This window comes from Chryseobacterium pennae (genome assembly GCF_003385515.1).
GTDB lineage: Bacteria > Bacteroidota > Bacteroidia > Flavobacteriales > Weeksellaceae > Chryseobacterium > Chryseobacterium pennae.
Genome location: NZ_QNVT01000024.1, coordinates 1 through 19,200, shown reverse-complemented (window position 1 = coordinate 19,200; position 19,200 = coordinate 1). Strand labels below are relative to the sequence as shown.

Below are 19,200 nucleotides of genomic sequence, written 5' to 3'. Positions count from 1 at the left end.
TTAGTAAAGATTTGCGTTGTTAATGATATCCTGGATAATCTTCTTATCACGGTTAACCCAATTTTGCAAAAGATTGTTACGCAGCTTCATTTTCCGTTTGGCATTGACAATTTTTTGCAGGGTAGAATAAGATTGCTGCCGGAGCCCTTTAATTTCCGACCCAGCATAATCCAGCAGTATTTTACGTTCTGCTTTTTCCATTTCGTTGATGGTTCCGTATGACAGGACAATACCTGCCATCAGCCTGATATCCATCTGTAAGCTGTTAATGAATTCATATTGCCCGCTTAAGGCAAGAGGAATCCATAACGGGGCATCTGCCAGCTCATCATAAATTTTGGACTGTATCTCGTAAATCTTTTCAATTTCCTTTACTATACTTACGGATGTAGGGATAGCCTGGACAGCAAATGAAAGGTTATTGAGCCTGCCCCTGATTTTCTCAGTGACCTCCCTGTATTTATTCCACTCTTCTTTGTTGGCGGATTCCAGTCCTAAATTCGTCAGCTGCTTATTTCTCATCTCTTTTTGCTTTTCATTTTCCTGCATCGTTTTCTGAATTTCGGAATTGATCAGGTAATAGCAGATGTAATTGCCTCCGGTAAACTGTCCCCGTAATGATGAAGAATATATAATTACCAGGAGAAACAAAAAATGTCTTAAAAACGATTTCATAATCCTAAAGTTCCTGCGTTATTTAAAATCTGCTGAAAGATCTGCTTGTCAGTGTTCACATACGTCTGAAACGGATTAATGGATTTCCAGAAGCCTTTTTTCTTGGCTCTTTTGATTGCCCACCGCACATTGACCAGATATACATTCATCAGGCGGGTGTTGTTCTCAATATTAAACAGCAGCCGTCTCCTGTCTCCGGAAGTAGCCAGGTTCAGCTCACCGCTGGTCAGAAGGTCAGCGACATCGGTATAAATGTCGGTAGCTTTATTCGTGATCAGTTGAACAGACTTGTAGGCAAAAACACTGTATTCCGGTGCATCCTGAACTTCGTCATAGATTCCGTTGACATTAGTAATAATCTTGCTTAGGTTATTGTAAATATTCTGAACCTGAATCCCATTCTTAAGGGTTCCATTAACTTCTTTCAGCCCTTTATAAACCTTATTCTGAAGGTCATTGGCAATAACCATCTGGGAAGAAACAAATGCCTGCGCCTGCTGAAGCTTATTCATTTCATCCACCGTTTTCTCCTGCTCATTTTTGATCTGGCTGGCATAGAGTGCCATTGCAGGAGCGGTCAACACGTCGATATATGGAGTCTGTGCTTTAAGCAAACTCACGACAAAGACAAAGAAGAGTATGCTATATTTTTTCATAGGTTGTTGGTTGGGTTTTAATAAATTCCTGTAAATTCATATCATGGTCAAGCAGCTCTCTTTTCATCGCTTTGAAAAAATCCCTGCCTTTATTCCGGTTCTTGAAATAATGGTAATAGTCGATAAGGGGTCTGTCAATTGGTTTCTGATACAAGTTGACCAAGGCTACCAGATTAGGCAGGCCATCCCTTAAATTTTCTATATCCTGAACAAAATGCTCCAGTGTCTCCTGATAATTTCCGAAGGCATTAACATAGTATTCCAAGGCTGATTTCTCCGGCTTTTCAGTGGTATAGGTCAAATATTGGTAAACAGACACTTCGTTGCCATAGACTTCGCCTTTGCTGCCACGTTTGAGATAAAATTCCTTAAAACGGCTTCTGCCGCCTTTGTTATTCAGGTTGTTAATCGTAAAAATTTTGCTTTGCTCCACTTCATTGAGGGAAAGTAATGCTGCTATACGGTCAAAATTATCGATGAACTTGGTCTGATCCAGCAGTATAAACGTATCCGAATTGTTGATGATGCTGTCCTTGACGACCGTATTTCCAATGATATCATCCAGTTCCTGTGTAACGACAATGGCTTCACCCCAGAATTTTCTTACGGTCTTATATAAATATAAAATATACCCGCCCATCAGCTTACTGGCAATAGCTTTCCATGCTTCTTCCAGGATTATAGCCTTCCGGCGGTCTTTTCTAAGACGCATTTTCTGAATGAATGTATCCATGATAATGAGCGTTACAATAGGGAAAAGTTTGGGATTATCCTTCACATTGTCAATCTCATAGACAATAAATGGCTCTTCAAATAAAGAATTATCCGTACTTTCATTGAGTGCAGTACCGTATCTTCCGCCTTTGTAAAAATCTGCCAGCACATAGAGAAAAGTCCTTAAGTTGAATTCATTTTCGGCAATCCTGAACTTTTTGTTGGATAAATAGATCGGCAGGAATTTTTCAGCGTATTCATAAAAGCTGTTGAAGGACAGCTCCGCTACATGCAGTTTCTCTTCAAGCTCAGTCACTTTTTTGATGAGTGCCCTTCGGAAAGCCTCTTCCCATTCTGTGGTATTGACCTGTGGTTTTTTAATAATCTCTCTGTTGGCAAGAACGAGCAGCGTTTCATCATAGGCCTTTCTTTTTTCTTCATTGGAAAGCGTTTCGTAGGCTTCATGGATTCTGTCGAACTGGCTGTCATCATAATCTTCATTGTTGAAATTTTTATCCGGATGGTATTGAATCGCTAGTTTCCTGAAAGCTTTTTTGATCTCATCCTTTTCCGCCGCCATAGGAATACCCAAAATATGGTAATAGCTCTCATTTTCCCTGAACTGATTTTCGAAATCGGCATACAGTTCCTCCTCATAAATGTTATACTTGTTTAGGTACAGGATGAGCTCCCGTGATGTTTTATGGGAATACCAATTTGTTCCGCCGTTGAAATACTGATGGTAATAGGCAAGCAAAAGATTGTCAAGGATGGATTTTTGCGTAGTGGTCATTGAAGCATCAGGACCTTGCCAGATTAAAAAAATTAAGTTCCCTAAAAATTCTATCTTTTCAATATTGAATTCTGCCTTATCCATCACAAACGGATTCATCGTAATGGGCTTTTCTTCCGTATACTGGATATATTTTCCGTTTTTATATTTGGCTGTTCCGCTGTAACTATCCCCGACATCTACGATGACCACATCATAATTATAGGTGAGGTACTGCTCGATAATACTGTTCATCAGGAAAGACTTTCCACTGCCGGAGGGTCCTAATACAAACTTGTTACGGTTATTGATCCTTCCGGTCTGCATCGGCAGATCGGAAGTGTCAATTTTAAGCGGAACGCCCTGCCTGTCGGTAAACCTGAGATAAAAACCGGACTGTTCATCTATGGGATAACTTTCCTTAAAAAAAAAACACAACGAGGCTTCGCTCGTGGTGGTAAACAGATCGTAGTCTTTCAGCTCATTGGCGTTACCGGGCAAAGAAGCGCGAAACAGCTCGAGCTGATTGTAGCTGCTTTTACTGGTAATAATTCCTTTCTGAAACAGCCGGTTTTCAATCATAGACTGCGTTTTCTCCATATCTTCCCGTGTTTCACAGCTAATGATCAGGCTGTAATGGGCATCTGCAATAAGCTGTCCGTCTTTGGCAATATTATCCAGAAGTATTCCGATTTCTTCTGCACAGATACGATTTAACGGTTCATTCTGAAATCCTTCATGACGGTTTTTTTTATTGGATAAAAATTTGACCCTTTCCACCTGGTCGGGAATGACAATAACCTGATTGTAGATGATCGTATTATATTGCTCCAGATCATTCAGAAAGGAAAAATTATCAACCGCCGTATTTTTCGTTGCTCCATTTCCGCCTAATGTAGTATAGGGATACATCTCATTGGGGAGTTCAATATTTTCAACATCAACCAGCGAAATTGCCTTTACAAAAGAATTCCCGATTTTTATGTTGTTGTCCAGCGAACGGATATTATCGAGTGCTTTAGTCGCTTTTCCAAAGTTCATAGAAAGGATGGAAGAGACATAATATTCAAAATCCTTTTCAAAGAAGAAACGAGGCTCAAAGCCATTATCTCTCAGGAGCATGAAAATTTTTTCTGCTTTATCCCGAAGTTCCTTATATTTTTTTTCAGAATATTTATAGGGATTTTTCTTTTTGCTTTGATCGATTCGATGGGTAAACACCAATATACTGTCAATGGTTTTAAAGATCCTGCCTTCGAAATGCTCTGAATATTTCTGCTGTAAATATTCTTCGTGAGCCTGAGCGTGGTAAATCTTCTTATCAAAAATATCCAGCTTCTGGACAATATGCCCTTCACCAATGATACTGATGATATTCAGTAAAACAGAATGGTATTTTAAGTACAGCTCCCGATCTGCTGAATACTGGGTAACGATATTTTTGATTTGAATGGCGATAATGGGATTTCCGTATTCACCGATCAGAACGTCATAGCCACTGCCAAACTCTGCACCATAATCGTAGCCGATAAAAGGAAAGCTAAAGGTTTTCTTTTTCATTTCACTAATTTTTTACGTGGATTTGTACTTCTGTTTCAGCCTGATTCTGACGGGAAGCATATGAATTTCATCACGATTGGCAGTCTTGTTATACAGACCCCTGGTTTTCTGAAGCCGGAATACATTCCAGATCAGCCCACCGCCAATACCGAAAGCGAGCGCGATTCCGATAAAGAAACCGATGACTTTGCTTAGGATGATCCCTAAAATCATAGTTCCCGCAAATGAACCCCCTGCATAATAGATATATTTCCCTTTAAGGCCTTTGAATACAAGAGGCTTTTTAAGCCCCTTGTAAAGAAAAAAACTCTTCTCTTCCATCTTTTAAATTCCAAAGAATGCCTGGATAACGGTAGGTACAAGCAAAAGGAAAATACAGGCGCCTCCCCAGCCGATAAGCTCTTTATTGACGTCATTATCACCATTATTCCACTTGTTGTAAATGCGGACCCCGCCTACAATTCCGACAACAGCTCCAATCATTTGAACAAGATTGGACACAGGCTCTACATATTCTTCAATATCCGATGTGGCGGAAGAAATAGCGCCTGCGCCCCCTGACTGCGCTAATACAAGGTTAGAAACGAGCAGTAACGCAACTGCCGATAACTTTAAGGTGATGTTAAATTTTCTAAATGATTGCTTAATATATTTTTTCATTTTGATCTTTAAATTTTTAGTTGAACTCTGTTTTCAAAAAGCCTTTGGCTCTAAAAAAAAATTCCAAAGCACACATATAGTGTATACTTTGGAATCGAAACGCTATGCGGCTTATCCTGCCGCTGCTATTTAACTGTTAAAAAACTAAACTTGATTTATAAAAATTCTGGCCACTTTCACTGCTGACTACAATATGATGAGAAGCCTTTTCCAAGAAGTTCCGGAATACCTCATCCGAGATAACACTCGGAAGAACTTCGGTTTCTTTGGATAGTACATCCTCTTCTTTAAGACTAAGACCCGAACTTATTCTGGAAAGAAAAGATGTTTGATTGTTCTTCTCTTCAGTGGTGGGCTCAGGCTCTTCATTGTAATTGTCAATCATTTTTTCTTCTTCGTATCGGGCTTGATGTATTCCCGACTCATCATCATTCTCAGCAAATAATGCTTCATCATCAGAAAAGGTATAAGAGCCGGGCATATTAAGATTCTCTGTTTCCTGCTCACTGACATTCACAATGTCAGCAGGCATGTCTTCTGTAATGCTTCCGAGGCTTATCAATTCTCCTTCATTTTCATTTCTGACGATGACAGCTGTTTTTATAAATAAGTCGTACACTATATTTCCGGCATAGTACAAGAGGTACAGTATGCCGGTAACTATAAAGACTTTTCCCATTGAATTGTTATTGTTTTAGATGGTTCATGATGGTATCATAATCCTTCGACTCCAGGGTGAGATGTACTGCAAAGCTGATGAACCTGCTCACCGAAATTCCATCAGCACGCAGGCTGACAAGTTTCCGGTACTGAGTGTCCTGGACCCTGATCATTCTGCTTGTCTTATCGCTTTCTTTGTAGGTTTGGACAAATTCATTGATAACTGATAACAAGTCATTATCAGTGAGACGTTTCGATTCCGTTACTTTTGTAGTTCTGTTTTTCCCTGAAGCTTCGGATTTTTTGTTAGTTGTATTTACCTTTGGGGCTTTCTCTTCTACAGGCAATTTCAGATTTCTTGCCAGCTCATCTTTATCTTCGTCTGTGGCATAACGGTCTAAAATTCCCATACATGATAGATTAATTCATCGAATGTTTCTTTTACAGCCAGCCTTTGCTCATAGGTTAATCCTTTAGTACCTATGTTAAGCAGGCATTTCCTGGTAAATACCGGACTGCCGATTACCTTCCCGATTACATCGAACTCAGCGTCCATCACAGGTTTTAACTCATAGCTGTCATCTTTCCGCATATTGCTCCTGATAAAATACAATGTTGCATTGACCTTAATCAGCTTCAATAAATTAAGAAAAAGGACGGTAGACATCATTGTTACATTGGAATATTCAAATGGGATAATGATGATATCACTATATTGTAATACCTGTGTATAATTGTTTTGAATATTGCCTGCCGTATCAAAAAGAAAAACTTCTTCGCTTCCTTTGAGCTGCTGTAAAATTTTTTCGTTTTGGGTAAGGTGAATATTTTCTTCGGAGATTTTTTCCACTTCATACAAATATTCTCCCTTTACATCTTTGTCTTCTGACCACCTTCTGTAAAATGAACGCTGAAAATCAAAATCAATTACATTGACTTTTTTATCGGTAAACAGGGAAAGATAATTGGCAAATGCAATGGCGAGAGTGGTTTTGCCCACGCCGCCTTTTTGATTGGCAAAAGTGATAATCATCTCTTTTTTTTCTTTTTTCTTCGATTATTTTCATGTTCTTCGCCTGTCGGCTGTGAAGGCCCCGGAAGATCAAACAGGGAAGAACGCCGGAGCATTGCTTCAAAATCTGCTGACACCGGAACCTGCCTGCCACTTACAATAGGATGCTGTTCGAAATTTTGCGGGGTAAGAAGCCGGGATAAATAAAGATTTTGATTGTGCTCTGTGACCAATTCTTTTAGGATAAATATCGCACTGTCGTTACGGTTAATAACGTACAATTCATTTGCGAAGCTGAGTATCTTAATCTTATCTTCCGGGCTGCTTACTTTTCCAAAATTCCGGATTTGATCCATTGTTGAATTTCGTGTTTCTTTCCAGGTATTATACGATGTCTTTTTTGAATCTTTCAAAAAAATCATATAATCCCGGATCTCGCATTTGTACTCGTCTTCCAAATGCTTTTTATAAGCTTCCTTCGTTTCGATTGTTATATTTGAATTGGCCAGAATTTCAAAGAGCTTTTTATCTAATACTTCGGAGGTCATCTTGAAAAGGTCACCCATTTTCATGATTTCACTTCCTTTATATATTGCTTTTGTTTTGTGGTCGATGATGGTATAGCCGAAGGGCTGTTTATCATCCTTGAATGAAAGAACAACATCAATCCCAAATTTCTTCTTAAGCTGGTATTGAAGTTCTGATTGGTAGGAGATGTATTTTCCTTTTTCGTCTGCGACTTTAAACACAGAATTTGAAAATACCCCTTTGTATTTTTTGAATATCGCAAATATCTGTTTTTTTCTGATATCTTCAATATTCTTTTCTGAAAATTTTAAATCTTCTGTATTAATTGACTTTAAATGCAACCCATTGCAAAGGATATGAGTCGTATTTTCTTTTTCATACACAGAGTAACCGGAACTTTCCAGCAGTTTTTGTAGTTGGCTTGTATTAGTATAGGAATACCCTAAAAGATTATCCAGCTTTTTATGGACATCTGTTCCGTATAGTTCTTTTAAAGTTTCCTGAAGGGCAGTCTGGCTTTTATATTTTTCAAAATCCCGTTCTATCCGTTTTCCGGAATGTTTATCAACCCTGGAACTGACGATATGGACATGATTATTGGAAGTATCATTATGAAAAACCACAATGTACGGCTGCTGTCCATAGCCCATCTTATCCATAAATTTTTCAGCGGTTAGTGCCAGTTGTTCCTTTGAATGTGATCTGCCCTTAGCAGAGATCGTACAATGGAATTGGGGATTTTGAATTCGTTTGTTGCTATTAGAGATTGCCTTAAAATAATTTTTGACTTCCTGTCTGTTTGAAGAAGTATTGATATAGGCAGGAAAGTTCTTCATGACCAGAAGCTCTCCTTTTCCTTTGTCAATCTTCTTATCATTATAAGTAACCCCATTGAATTCTTTAGAGGTTTTATTTAAAATTTTTACGATCATTTGGCAAGTTCGGTGTAAATTTTCCTGATGATTTTATTTTGCTCGGTTTTCAGGCTGTTAAGCTCCTGAAGTTTGGAATTGTACTCTTGTAATAGCTCTTTCGGTATCGATTTTTCGGTATTGACATACCGCGCAATCTGGTTGATATTGTTCTCTATCTTAGCGAAAATATTTCCCTGTTTTTCAATAAAGGACATGATTTCTTTACGGTCATTTTCAAGCATTCTGCCTTCGACCGTATTCACAATGAAATCAGAGAGGTAAATATTAGATTTCCGGCAGTGCAATAACCATTTATCTTTGATTGTTTGGTCCAAGCGTAGGGTGATCCTTGCATTTTTAGTGCGGGTCGGTAGATGGTCTTTTTTCATTTATCTATTCTTTAGGTTAATGACCTGATTTTATACTTTTTGTTAAGTGTTCAGGCAAATTGTTGTTACAAGATTAGCAAACGAGAAAAGTGTTTTCTCCTGATTAGAAATAATATTGCTAAAATAATATTTTTTATTAAAGCCTTAGAGGATAAGATTCCTCCTCAGAAACTAAACCCATATATTGATCGGTCTAAAATACGGTATCCCGTAATCTTTCTGAGGTTTTTATTATTTAATTTTGTAATTGTAATAAAGCATTGAAGGGCAAAACAGATCAAATAAGTTATATAGAAGTACTTTCTAATTCTGTTTACAGTATCTCTTTTTTGTTTTTTAATAAAACTAAGCAAACTATTTTTTTTGATTCAAAATTATATTTAAAATATCACTATATTTGGCTATTTGGAGTTTTTTTCTTATTCTAGATAAAAGGCTCTTTGTGTAAGAATTATATTTACATTATAAAATGAGTAAGAGAATTAAATATATAATTGATGAAATAGCTGACCAATACTCTATTGATGATAGCAAAAGACCGTGGATTATAGGCTTTAGTGGTGGTAAAGATTCGACAGTATTATTAACACTCACATGGTTGGCTTTATTGAAGATAAAGAATGAAAAAGGTAGTTCTTTTTTAAGTAGAGAGGTTCACGTAGTTTGTAATGATACTTTAGTAGAAAATCCAATAATTACAAATTATGTAAATAAAGTTTTGGAGAAGATTAAAGAAGCGTCTTTAAAACATTCTTTACCAATATTTGTTCAGAAAACAATACCTAGACTTGAAGATTCTTTTTTTGTAAACCTCATAGGAAAGGGTTATCCTGCACCTAATAATAGTTTTAGATGGTGTACTGAAAGATTAAAAATAAAACCTACAGCAAAATTTGTCACCGACATAGTTAAAAGTGAAGATAATGACCATCATGAGGCAATTATTCTTGTAGGAACACGAAAAAGTGAAAGTTCTTCAAGAGCTAAGTCAATTAAAAAACACGAAATAAAGGGAAAACGTTTAACAAAGCATCCTCTTCAAAATAATGTGTTTGTCTATTCTCCTATAAAGGAACTACAATTAGAGGAGATTTGGTATATTATCAATACGTTTCAATCACCTTGGGGAGCAAATAACAAAGAGTTGTTTGATATTTATATGGATGCAAGTGCAGATGATTATGAGTGTCCTACAATGGTTTCAGACAAAGAACATAAATCTTGTGGGCAAAGTCGTTTTGGTTGTTGGACTTGTACCGTTGTGAAACAAGATAAGTCTATTTCGGCTCAAATAGAAAATGGGCAAGAGTGGTTAATTCCATTGCGAGATTTGCGTAATTGGATTCAAGAAGAAAGAAATAAACCAGAAAATCGCTCCCATTTAAGAAGAAATGGAGTTGAAGCAACAATACCACATGGTGGAGTTGTCGAGCTAAAACATAGAGCTGAGATTCTTGAAAAAATTTTTGAAGCACAAAAACAAATTAATGATTTGGGATATGAGGTTGAATTGATAAACAAACAGGAATTGATTGCAATTCAGGTTATATGGTATCGTGATTTGTATTTCCAATATACAGTTTCCGACATCTACAATAAAGTATTTAATAAACATCTTGATATGAAACAGCACAATGAACTTGTAAAAAAGGAAGAAGAATTATTATTGTCTGCTTGCGAAAAAGATAAAAAACAATTCACTTTAATTCAAGACTTACTAAAACTAGAAAAGTCGAAAACTATTATGATGAAACGAAGGGGATTGATTGAAGATATTGAAAAGCGTTATAAACAGTATATTACGGCATAATGACAATTAAACAAATTGAACTTAATAACTTTAGAATATACAAAGGTTATAACAAAATAAATCTATCCGTTAAAGATGATGAAAATATTGTCATTGTTAGTGGTAAAAATGGTTATGGAAAGACTACTTTCCTAATGTCTCTTGTTTGGTGTATGTATGGACGACAAATGAGTGATGTCGACGAAATTTACAAACGAGAAATTGAAAGTAATGGAAATTACAAAAAATATATCAAGAATAGTTTGAACAGGCAAGCAGAATATGAGGGGAAGACCACATTTTCTGTTTCTGTAACATTTGCAAATGTTACTACTATACCTGATATTACTTGTGATGAATTAAAAATTACAAGAACTTATCATACAGAAGGCTCAAAAGAAGAAGAATTGGAAATTCTAATAGATGGAATGGAAAGTGAGCTAGCTGAAGAAGTAGGTAAAGAAATATTTATTCGTGATTTCATTATGCCAAAAGAAATTGCAAAATTTTTCTTTTTTGATGCTGAAAAAATTGTTTCACTTGCTGAAATCCACACAGCAGAACAAAGAAAAGATTTAAGTCAAGCATATATAGAAGTTTTAGGTATTAAACATTATCAAGATTTAAAGGAAGATTTAGAAAAATATCTGAATGATTTAAAGGAAAAAACAGCAAGTACAAAAGATAAATCAAATTTAGAGCGAATTAAAAGAGAGTCTTTGGATATAGAAGAAGAAAATGTTGAGTTTCAAAGCCAAATTGACAATCTTAATGAAGATGCTTCTGCATTAAAATTTGATATTTCTAAATTACAAGAAAAATTAATAAAAAATGGTAGTGTAATTACTGTTGATGAATTAAATGAACTCCGTGATAGAAAGGAAGATTTAGAAAAACACGTTGGTCAAATTCAAACAGAATTAAAATCTTATTTTGAGATAATTCCTTTTGCGATTGCAGGAAAATTGTTAACACAAGTATTTGAACAAATTGTTGATGAAAGAAACTTTATTAATAGAAACTTTGATAAAAATAAAGTAGATGATATTTCAACAAAAATTATCAATGATTTAATCAACCTACCACGCCCTAAAGACATTCAAATTACGCACGAAGTACAAGAATATTATATTCAAAACTTTAAAGAATTAGTAAAGAAACATCTTGGAGAAGAAGAAACTCAAAATTCCGAAGATGTTGAATTACTGCATAATTATTCAGAGTCTGAAAAAGCAGAATTAGAACAATTTATAAACAATATTAGATTATCATTCAAGGAAAAATTCAGCAGAATTAATACTGATTTCATACGTTCAAAAAATGAATTGAATGACATTAATAAGAAAATAAAACTTGCAGAAGAAAAATCGGAGGATGCTTTAGTTGTTGCCGACAGGAAAAAGAAAAGTGAACTTGAACAACAATACGAAGGAATTCAACAAAGAATTGGTGTATTAAAACAAAAAATTGAGGAAAATGAGAATACACTTATTCAGCACAGAAAGGAAATTAATAGAATTACAGAAAGGCTTGATTTAGGAAAAGAAAATATAGAAATCGGAAAAGAAGTTGAAAATACAATTAAGACTTTGAAACGATTTATTATAGATTTCAAAAACGAAAAATCAAAATCGCTTTCTGAACGTATTAAAGGCGGACTTAATACATTGCTTCATAAAAAATCGTTCATTAATGATGTAAATGTTGAAATTATTGGGGAAGATATTGATATTCATTTAATTGATTCAAGAGGTAATATTATCAATAAAGATTCTCTTTCCAAAGGAGAACAACAGATGTATGCGACAGCCTTACTCAAAGGTTTGGTTGATGAATCAAATATCAGTTTCCCTGTATTTATAGACTCTCCAATGCAGAAATTTGATGTAGACCATTCTAATAGTATTGTTAAACATTTCTATCCAAAAGTTTCAGACCAAGTTATTATTTTCCCATTACTTAAAAAAGAAATGAGCGAAGATGAATTTACTATTTTATTACCAAATATTAGCAAGACTTATTTGATTAAGAATGTTGATAATGAACAATCTTCATTTGAAGAAGTAGAGAATAAAGAAGATTTGTTTAGAATATTTGAAAAGGATTATCAAGATGCAATTTAATATAAAAACATCATCAGAGCTTGTAAAAAAGCTTACCAATAAAATGGGTTTGGGAGAAGAAAACCATATTGCCCGAATTTCATTGGCGTATTCATTGGCTAAAGGTGCTATCTACAACTCAGAAAGCCTCTATAGTTCAGCGGATAAACAAAAAGAATACAAAGACAATACTTTATTTGGAAGTTATAAGGATTATTATGTTTCGCTTATTTGTCAAAAATATCAAATCCATAAAGATGATACAGATGTAAGAAAATATCTGAAATGGCATATTGACAATGGTTTAGAAATGATAAATCTGTATTTTGAAGAAAATAAAAATGTATCGGGTATAGAATTTTTATTAGACCATATAGAAATCGGAATTGATGCCATTAACGAAAATGAAACCAATTTTGACTTTGTCAAAAACAAAAATAATTCTTTAAAAGAAAAAGAAAGTTATTTAGCACCGATTAAAGTTTTAATTGGAGAATACAAAGGGAAAGATATTTATTTTACCCCAAACAACACATCAATGTATGGGAACTGCCATATTGCCATTGCAGGACAATCAGGAGCAGGTAAATCTTATTTTGCGAGAAAATTTTTAGAAAGAATTATAACAGAGTCAAAAGGCCAGGTCAATTATCTTTATTTAGATTTTAAAGGAATGACTGAAAGTGATAAATCAAATAAAGATTTTAAAGATTTTTTCAACAATACAAATGCTAAATTAATTGACACACCTACGGACTCCTTTCCAGTTAACCCATTATCATTCATTAATAATGTAAATGAAAGGGATAAAATTGTTGGAATAGGTCGCTTTGTGGATATAATTGTTAAATATGCTAATTTAGGAAATGTTCAAAAACAACATTTAAAAGACGCCACAAGAAAAGCGTTTGAAGATAAAAAAGATGGTAGTTATCCAACATTATCAGATGTTTTAGAGAATGTTTATGAGATTGCAGGGGATAAACCTACTTCATTAACTCAAATATTGATTGGCTTAACTGAAATTGAATTGTTTGATAATAAAAAATTAGGAGATTTTATTAATGAAAATTACTATTTAAGTCTTTCAGGAGATTTAAGCAAAGAGGTGCGTTTTACAGCTACATTTTTAGTAATTTATTATCTGTATAATACATTTATGAATATGGATAAAGTGCCTATTGAGGAAAATTACAGCGGTCTTCGATATGTGTTACTTATTGATGAAGCTCATAATGTATTTAAAGAAAAGAAATCACAAGAAATTTTAGAAAAATTATTGCGTGAAGTCCGTTCACAAGGAGTTTCTGTAATGTTAGTTTCACAAGGTATTGAAGAATTTAACCAACCAACATTTGATTTTTCTGAAATGTGCCAATCTGCATTTTTAATGCAAATAAAAGACGGTAACAATTGGAAATCCGTTAGCAAATTTTTAGGAGCAGGAGAAAAGCAAAGAGGTAAAATAAACCGTTCAATGGAAGCTATTAATCCAAGACAGGCAATTTCAAATATTAAAGAATTTGAGTTTGGAGAAATTTTTAATACAAAATAGATATGGAATTATTTAATTTCAAATCCTTAAAAACAAAATATTTTTGGATTGCAATTGTTTTTATAGGGACAGTTGGAATTTGGTTACCCGTTATTTTAGCATTGGCATTGTCAGAAGAGATTGTTACAGAAGAGATTCCTATAAATCTTACAACTTTTTATATTGCTATATATTTTGCAGGTTGTGTTGATTCAATTTTTAGGCATATAGATATATTGGATAATAAGTATGAACTAAAATCAAGGATTTTTACAATAATTATATTAATTCTTCTCTTAATTTTTTTAATTATATCAACGGTTTGGTTAAAAATTAAAGGCCAAGTTAACGTAGCTTTATTTTTATCCTTAATTGGTTCTTTCATTGGTTTAAGTTTTTGGTGGTATAACAATAAAGATACTCCTACTTTTAGTGATAAGATAATTAACGAAAGTAATGAAACTCATGGAAACAACTGGTAAAATAGAAGCGATTGCTGTTAGGCAAAATAAACAGGATTTTTTAATTGGAGTATATTCTATTCAAGAAATTTTAAAATTCACAAAATATACAAGACGCCTTATTGTTAGTTATGATGAAGATGGTGAACCAATTTATAATGAGCAAATTCAAAGAAATATTGAAAATCCAAGAGTTCAAAAAATTGCAGATTTTTTAATTAATGACCCTGATGCTACCTTTCCAACAAATATAGTGCTTCATATTCCTATTGAAGTAATTGATGAATATTTAGTTGATGAAAAAAATAGAGTCAGTATTACACTCAACCCAAAGGTATTTTCTGAATTAAAAAAAGAAGATGGCAATATATTTATCTCTATAATAGATGGACAACATAGAGTTAAAGGAATCGAAATTGCAATACAGAGATTGAGAAACGAAATTGATTTTCTTATTAAAAACCTAAGAATCAATATGAGTAATTCTCTTGAAAATAAACTAATGTTTTTCCAAGATAGATTAAATGATTTATTAAACATACAATTAGTTGTTACTTTTTTTATCGACAAAACTTTAGAGTATCAAGCAATGATATTCTCTACAATAAATAGAACCCAAAAAAGGGTGTCACAAAGTTTGGTTTATAGTTTATTCGGTTTAGATACTGATGATACTCCTCAAAAAACAGCACTTGAAATTGTTTTAAGACTAAATGGACATAAAAAATCTCCTTTTTATAAAAGAATTAAATTATATGGTGCCTCTTATAGTAAAAATGACACTCCTCCTTTGTCTCAAGCAACGATGGTAAAATCAATTGTAAATTTAATTTCGGAAAATTTAAGAGAATCAGAAAATGATAGATACAAAAAAAGAAAAGAGTTATTAAATCGCAATTCAAGTTCAAATAGATTTCTTCCTTTTAGAAAATATTATGCTAGCGACAGAGATAGTTTAATTTCAGATATAATGTTTTTCTATTTTTATGAAATCAAAAATATCTTTGAAGGATTGTGGGATTTTGAAGGAAATAATATGCCAACAAATATTTTACATACTACTATTGGATATGAATCACTATTAAAAATCTTGGTGGATATCCTAAAAGAAGAAAAAAATATAGAACAACTAAATTATGAAATTTCTAAAACAATATTTCGAGATAAATATTTGAAATATATTCAAGATATTGATATTTCTAATGTCAACCGTTATTCTTTTAATCAGCGAGGAAAAAAATATTTTTATTTGGATATGAGTTTAAAAATTTTCCCTCCCGAAGATTTAGCGGACCTTAGATTAAAAGAACTTAGAACGCTAGAATAAATAAAAATAGAATTACGCGAATAAAATTATCTTAAAGAGACTGTTTCAAAGATGAACTAATGCTTGAATGTAAATTCCAGTGATATTGACCACCCAATTCCAATTATTGTACTGAAATTACACCTTAAATGCTCCTTCCATTAATTCCTGCTCCGATCTGGAGATTCCTATTTCAGCAGCAATTTCTTTCCATTTACATACACTTGAATAAACTTCTGAAATAATCTGCTCCATCTGTACAGGATTTAAACGTAAGTATTCTCCAACACTTTTGGCAAGGTCTATATCAAGATCATTATGCTCAAGATCAATATTGAGGGCAAGCCCGTCTTTATCAACAGAAGGATTAAGGTCATAAGCAGGCGAAAGAGACCAGCCTTTCTCCGTCAGTATAAAGCCATGATTTCTTAAATGATCATCCGTATTCGAAATAGTAATGTTAAATACCATCCTCCTCCATAGCTGGTGCAGGTTTTCTTCAATATTAACCCCATAATTACTGATGAATTCTGCAATATCCAGGTAGCTTGCCGAATTGTCTCTGATCGTCTCTTCATTATTTCCGGTCATCGTCATTGCTGAAGCAAAATGAATGCGTTCTGTATTTTCCCTGTCAAAACGTTTTGTAAAAAAAGTATGATGCTTTCCTGTTATTTTCTCTATTTTAGACGGTGCCATTTCTATTCCGGCATTCACCGCTAATCGATAAGCAAGAAATTCCCACGCTGCTTTATCAATCACATCATTCTTAGAGGGAAACTTTGCAATCCATAGATCACCATTCTCATCCAAAATATTAGCTTTTGGCCTGGCTCCGCCTAAAGAAGAACCTGGAGCCATAAGTACTGCAAGCCATTTCTGAATATCATGATTATCTTTATCATCTTCCATTATTTTCGCCGCAAACTGCAATTCTCTGATATGCGACCAGGGAGGTGTGGGCATTAATGAATTATGATCTAAAAAAGGACCGTCTAATTCAACTTTAAAACGCAAAGCTCCCATCCTACTTTCATCATATACTCCTAAAAGATAATCTATGTCATATAGCACCGAGGGTTTAATCAATCCTTTTTCCTTTGCTTCTTTAGCTGCTCTCCTTTTCATCAAAGTACGCCCCCATGTATCGGGCATACTGTCTGTAAATATTCCAAAATTTTCTTTTCCGGATGGAAATTGAGTTCCTGGAAAAAACTGAATGTCCGGATCAAGAAGATATCGTTCTGATGTATTAAGCCAGCTCTTATCATATTGAAAGCTAAAAGCTTTTCTTCCTTTAGCAGAATGTGCTGAAAGAATACCAATAATTTGCGGCTCTGCCATTCCCTTCCAATGTGCGAATACGTATATGTCTTTTTTTGTCGGTGCCATTTTTTATGTTAATAAATCCAAATCTTGTAATTTTCGTCCTAATTCATCGTCAGAAGCCAGTTTCAAAATATCTTTTTCCAAACCTAAGACCCTTAATACATTAAAATAGGCTCCAAAAGCAACAGATGGATTACCTTTTTCAATTTTTGAAAGTGTCGCACGGGTAATATCTGCTCGCTCCGCAACTTGCATTGTTGTGAGTTTCCTGCGCTTGCGGGCAAGCTTGATATTTTCTCCCATCTGTTCCAGAATACTATTGTATTTTGGAAAAATGGTTTGCTTTCTTGTTAAAGACATTATATTGTATATTATTATTTACAAATATACAAAATTTGACTAAAATAATATACAAAATATAATTATGAAAATTACTATAGCTTTTTATAATTTGTTTTCAAGAATCAAAAAATGTTCTCAATAACCAAATCCACTTCATTAGTTGAAAAATCTTCGAGATAACTTTCTGTTGTGCTAAGTTTCTTATGTCCCAAAGACTGTTTGATAATATTGATGTTTACATCTTTTCTCAAAGCTGTTGTCGCAAAAGTATGCCGGGCTGTATAAAATGTAATGTGCTTATCAATTTCACATAATTTAAGGAGATATTTCAATTGCTTATTGTAGTATTTTCTTACTGAATATTTTCTATCATATAATTCTTGAGCAGAATATTCTTCCTTATTCATTTTCAATATCGGAAATATATAAGGAGTGTCATAAATCCTATATTTTTTATAGAAATTTAAGATTTCTCCTATGATTTCATTTTTTGGTAATTTCACGTTGATATGTGCTTTCGTTTTTATCCTGCTATAACTAAATTTTAAATCTTCCAGATGTGACCATTCTAATTCTGCCAGATCTGTAAAGTTCATCCCTCTTGCGTAATAACTGAAAATATAAAGATACCTTGCATGTCTGACAGATGGAGCTTTCTCCACATCAAAATCAATAATCTTTTCGAATTCTTGTTCAGACAAAGCCTTTTTCTTCTTTTGACTTTTTAATTTCGATATTTTGTATCCTTCTTTTGAAAAAGGATAATGAATTTTGGAGACAACTTTTGCTTTAATTGCTTTGTTATAAACCATTCTAATATTCCTCATATATACGGCAATCCCGCCATCATCTGCATTTTTACGGAGATGTCTCTCGAAGCCGTTTAAAAAAGGTTCATCAATATCTTCAAACCTGTACTTATCTATATTTCTTTTAAATTTTCCGAGGGCTCTTATTGTTGTTTCCAGCGAAATTTTATAGCTGATTTGTCCGTTTTCTTCCATCAATTTAATCTCTTTTTCAAAAAACTCTTTAAGTAAAATTCCGGAATTTCCACGAAGACGATAATGGTTGTCAAATTGTATTAAAGTAACTATTCCCTGCTCTTTTTGGATTTGTTCGATAATATCGGTTGCCTCATCTTTTAAGGTTCTCAAGGATGAATTAAAAGAAAGATGATTTCTAAACTTAGAATTGAACTCACCTGTTTTAGAATTCCATTCAATTAGTTTACATTTGTATGGAGTAGAGTAAAATTTTGACTTCCTATTTATTGTAACTCTCAAATAAATAGGAAATAGCCCATCTTGTAATGGATTCTTTTTGCAAATGGTTTTAATACTTGGTTTCATATGTTTAATTTTTGAGTACAACATCAGTACAACATGTTGTACTTGGTACTCAAAATAGATGAAACCAAAAGTAGACATTCAATATCATAACCCATTGTAAATCAGCATATTTGAAGCTAAATGCAAATAGATGAAACCCTATGGTTTTCATCTGTTAATCAGAGGGTCGCTGGTTCGAGCCCAGCAGGAGGAGCAAAAAAGACTTACAGAAATGTAGGTCTTTTTTTATTTCCATTCATTACAAGATAAAAACAATCAGCAATCTTATAGGATCTGATTTACAATTTGGATAAAATTATTTTTTCATTCAGATTACAGCTCTGCACATTGCATAACTTGGATCAGTACCAAAAGTTGTGGATTACGCAAAAAGTTTGGTTAATCTAAAAAGAAAAAAAGATTTATCTTTTACTCCTCTGAGCTGTAATCTAAAGTTTTTGATTTT

At 33.7% G+C, this 19,200-nt stretch carries 18 protein-coding genes; 5 read left to right on the top strand and 13 right to left on the bottom strand.

From position 1 onward, the window contains the following. The 10 genes from DRF65_RS20505 to mobC form a co-directional block, all read right to left on the bottom strand. Positions 1 to 675, bottom strand: a complete 675-nt coding sequence (locus tag DRF65_RS20505) for a hypothetical protein (protein ID WP_115972609.1) — start codon at positions 673 to 675, stop codon at positions 1 to 3. Continuing rightward, positions 672 to 1,331, bottom strand: coding sequence for a hypothetical protein (locus DRF65_RS20500; protein ID WP_115972608.1), 660 nt, complete (start codon positions 1,329 to 1,331; stop codon positions 672 to 674). Before DRF65_RS20500 ends, DRF65_RS20505 begins: the two co-directional genes overlap by 4 nt. After that, positions 1,318 to 4,377, bottom strand: a complete 3,060-nt coding sequence (locus tag DRF65_RS20495; RefSeq protein ID WP_115972607.1) for a TraG family conjugative transposon ATPase — start codon at positions 4,375 to 4,377, stop codon at positions 1,318 to 1,320. Before DRF65_RS20495 ends, DRF65_RS20500 begins: the two co-directional genes overlap by 14 nt. A gap of 12 nt (positions 4,378 to 4,389) precedes the next feature. Further along, a complete protein-coding gene (locus DRF65_RS20490; protein ID WP_115972606.1) occupies positions 4,390 to 4,698 on the bottom strand; it encodes a DUF4133 domain-containing protein in 309 nt (102 codons plus the stop codon). A gap of 3 nt (positions 4,699 to 4,701) precedes the next feature. After that, positions 4,702 to 5,037: a DUF4134 domain-containing protein gene (locus DRF65_RS20485; protein WP_115972605.1), complete on the bottom strand. Its 336-nt coding sequence runs from the start codon at positions 5,035 to 5,037 to the stop codon at positions 4,702 to 4,704. A 136-nt stretch (positions 5,038 to 5,173) separates the two neighbouring features. Then, complete coding sequence (locus DRF65_RS20480) at positions 5,174 to 5,716, bottom strand: hypothetical protein (RefSeq protein ID WP_123947402.1); 543 nt, start codon at positions 5,714 to 5,716, stop codon at positions 5,174 to 5,176. A 7-nt stretch (positions 5,717 to 5,723) separates the two neighbouring features. After that, positions 5,724 to 6,107 carry a hypothetical protein gene (locus DRF65_RS20475; RefSeq protein WP_115972603.1) on the bottom strand — a complete coding sequence of 128 codons (384 nt, stop codon included), beginning with the start codon at positions 6,105 to 6,107 and terminating at the stop codon, positions 5,724 to 5,726. Then, complete coding sequence (locus DRF65_RS20470) at positions 6,095 to 6,730, bottom strand: ParA family protein (protein ID WP_115972602.1); 636 nt, start codon at positions 6,728 to 6,730, stop codon at positions 6,095 to 6,097. Before DRF65_RS20470 ends, DRF65_RS20475 begins: the two co-directional genes overlap by 13 nt. After that, positions 6,727 to 8,169, bottom strand: coding sequence for a relaxase/mobilization nuclease domain-containing protein (locus DRF65_RS20465; protein ID WP_115972601.1), 1,443 nt, complete (start codon positions 8,167 to 8,169; stop codon positions 6,727 to 6,729). Before DRF65_RS20465 ends, DRF65_RS20470 begins: the two co-directional genes overlap by 4 nt. After that, positions 8,166 to 8,540: a plasmid mobilization relaxosome protein MobC gene (gene mobC, locus DRF65_RS20460; RefSeq protein ID WP_115972600.1), complete on the bottom strand. Its 375-nt coding sequence runs from the start codon at positions 8,538 to 8,540 to the stop codon at positions 8,166 to 8,168. The genes DRF65_RS20465 and mobC overlap by 4 nt, the downstream gene beginning before the upstream one ends. Positions 8,541 to 9,009: 469 nt before the next feature. On the opposite strand from mobC, the gene dndC reads away from it, so the two are divergent. From dndC to DRF65_RS20435, 5 genes are read left to right on the top strand one after another with little or no spacing between them, the layout of a single operon-like run. Then, positions 9,010 to 10,350: a DNA phosphorothioation system sulfurtransferase DndC gene (dndC, locus tag DRF65_RS20455; protein WP_115972599.1), complete on the top strand. Its 1,341-nt coding sequence runs from the start codon at positions 9,010 to 9,012 to the stop codon at positions 10,348 to 10,350. After that, a complete protein-coding gene (dndD, locus tag DRF65_RS20450; RefSeq protein WP_115972598.1) occupies positions 10,350 to 12,452 on the top strand; it encodes a DNA sulfur modification protein DndD in 2,103 nt (700 codons plus the stop codon). Before dndC ends, dndD begins: the two co-directional genes overlap by 1 nt. Further along, the gene (locus tag DRF65_RS20445) at positions 12,442 to 13,986 is read left to right on the top strand and encodes a DndE family protein (RefSeq protein WP_115972597.1); all 1,545 of its coding nucleotides are present in this window, start codon (positions 12,442 to 12,444) and stop codon (positions 13,984 to 13,986) included. The genes dndD and DRF65_RS20445 overlap by 11 nt, the downstream gene beginning before the upstream one ends. Before the next feature lie 2 nt (positions 13,987 to 13,988). After that, positions 13,989 to 14,447 (top strand): hypothetical protein, encoded by a 459-nt coding sequence (locus DRF65_RS20440; protein ID WP_115972596.1) that lies wholly within the window; start codon positions 13,989 to 13,991, stop codon positions 14,445 to 14,447. After that, on the top strand, positions 14,431 to 15,753 hold the full coding sequence (locus DRF65_RS20435) for a DGQHR domain-containing protein (protein WP_165852282.1): 1,323 nt from the start codon (positions 14,431 to 14,433) through the stop codon (positions 15,751 to 15,753). Before DRF65_RS20440 ends, DRF65_RS20435 begins: the two co-directional genes overlap by 17 nt. Positions 15,754 to 15,870: 117 nt before the next feature. Here the strand turns inward: DRF65_RS20435 and DRF65_RS20430 are convergent, their stop codons facing one another. The 3 genes from DRF65_RS20430 to DRF65_RS20420 form a co-directional block, all read right to left on the bottom strand. Further along, positions 15,871 to 17,124, bottom strand: a complete 1,254-nt coding sequence (locus tag DRF65_RS20430) for a type II toxin-antitoxin system HipA family toxin (protein WP_115972594.1) — start codon at positions 17,122 to 17,124, stop codon at positions 15,871 to 15,873. A 3-nt stretch (positions 17,125 to 17,127) separates the two neighbouring features. Continuing rightward, a complete protein-coding gene (locus tag DRF65_RS20425; protein WP_115972593.1) occupies positions 17,128 to 17,421 on the bottom strand; it encodes a helix-turn-helix domain-containing protein in 294 nt (97 codons plus the stop codon). A 104-nt stretch (positions 17,422 to 17,525) separates the two neighbouring features. Then, the gene (locus tag DRF65_RS20420) at positions 17,526 to 18,755 is read right to left on the bottom strand and encodes a site-specific integrase (protein WP_165852281.1); all 1,230 of its coding nucleotides are present in this window, start codon (positions 18,753 to 18,755) and stop codon (positions 17,526 to 17,528) included. Positions 18,756 to 19,200: the final 445 nt, after the last annotated feature.

Bases quoted from the DNA above. Each gene is read 5' to 3' on its own strand.
- DRF65_RS20435 (WP_165852282.1), top strand. From the start codon at position 14,431: ATGGAAACAACTGGTAAAATAGAAGCGATTGCTGTTAGGCAAAATAAA.
- DRF65_RS20465 (WP_115972601.1), bottom strand. From the start codon at position 8,169: ATGATCGTAAAAATTTTAAATAAAACCTCTAAAGAATTCAATGGGGTT.
- DRF65_RS20490 (WP_115972606.1), bottom strand. From the start codon at position 4,698: ATGGAAGAGAAGAGTTTTTTTCTTTACAAGGGGCTTAAAAAGCCTCTT.
- mobC (WP_115972600.1), bottom strand. From the start codon at position 8,540: ATGAAAAAAGACCATCTACCGACCCGCACTAAAAATGCAAGGATCACC.
- DRF65_RS20445 (WP_115972597.1), top strand. From the start codon at position 12,442: ATGCAATTTAATATAAAAACATCATCAGAGCTTGTAAAAAAGCTTACC.
- dndC (WP_115972599.1), top strand. From the start codon at position 9,010: ATGAGTAAGAGAATTAAATATATAATTGATGAAATAGCTGACCAATAC.
- DRF65_RS20470 (WP_115972602.1), bottom strand. From the start codon at position 6,730: ATGATTATCACTTTTGCCAATCAAAAAGGCGGCGTGGGCAAAACCACT.
- DRF65_RS20505 (WP_115972609.1), bottom strand. From the start codon at position 675: ATGAAATCGTTTTTAAGACATTTTTTGTTTCTCCTGGTAATTATATAT.
- DRF65_RS20430 (WP_115972594.1), bottom strand. From the start codon at position 17,124: ATGGCACCGACAAAAAAAGACATATACGTATTCGCACATTGGAAGGGA.
- DRF65_RS20440 (WP_115972596.1), top strand. From the start codon at position 13,989: ATGGAATTATTTAATTTCAAATCCTTAAAAACAAAATATTTTTGGATT.
- DRF65_RS20500 (WP_115972608.1), bottom strand. From the start codon at position 1,331: ATGAAAAAATATAGCATACTCTTCTTTGTCTTTGTCGTGAGTTTGCTT.
- DRF65_RS20420 (WP_165852281.1), bottom strand. From the start codon at position 18,755: ATGAAACCAAGTATTAAAACCATTTGCAAAAAGAATCCATTACAAGAT.
- DRF65_RS20495 (WP_115972607.1), bottom strand. From the start codon at position 4,377: ATGAAAAAGAAAACCTTTAGCTTTCCTTTTATCGGCTACGATTATGGT.
- dndD (WP_115972598.1), top strand. From the start codon at position 10,350: ATGACAATTAAACAAATTGAACTTAATAACTTTAGAATATACAAAGGT.
- DRF65_RS20475 (WP_115972603.1), bottom strand. From the start codon at position 6,107: ATGGGAATTTTAGACCGTTATGCCACAGACGAAGATAAAGATGAGCTG.
- DRF65_RS20425 (WP_115972593.1), bottom strand. From the start codon at position 17,421: ATGTCTTTAACAAGAAAGCAAACCATTTTTCCAAAATACAATAGTATT.
- DRF65_RS20485 (WP_115972605.1), bottom strand. From the start codon at position 5,037: ATGAAAAAATATATTAAGCAATCATTTAGAAAATTTAACATCACCTTA.
- DRF65_RS20480 (WP_123947402.1), bottom strand. From the start codon at position 5,716: ATGGGAAAAGTCTTTATAGTTACCGGCATACTGTACCTCTTGTACTAT.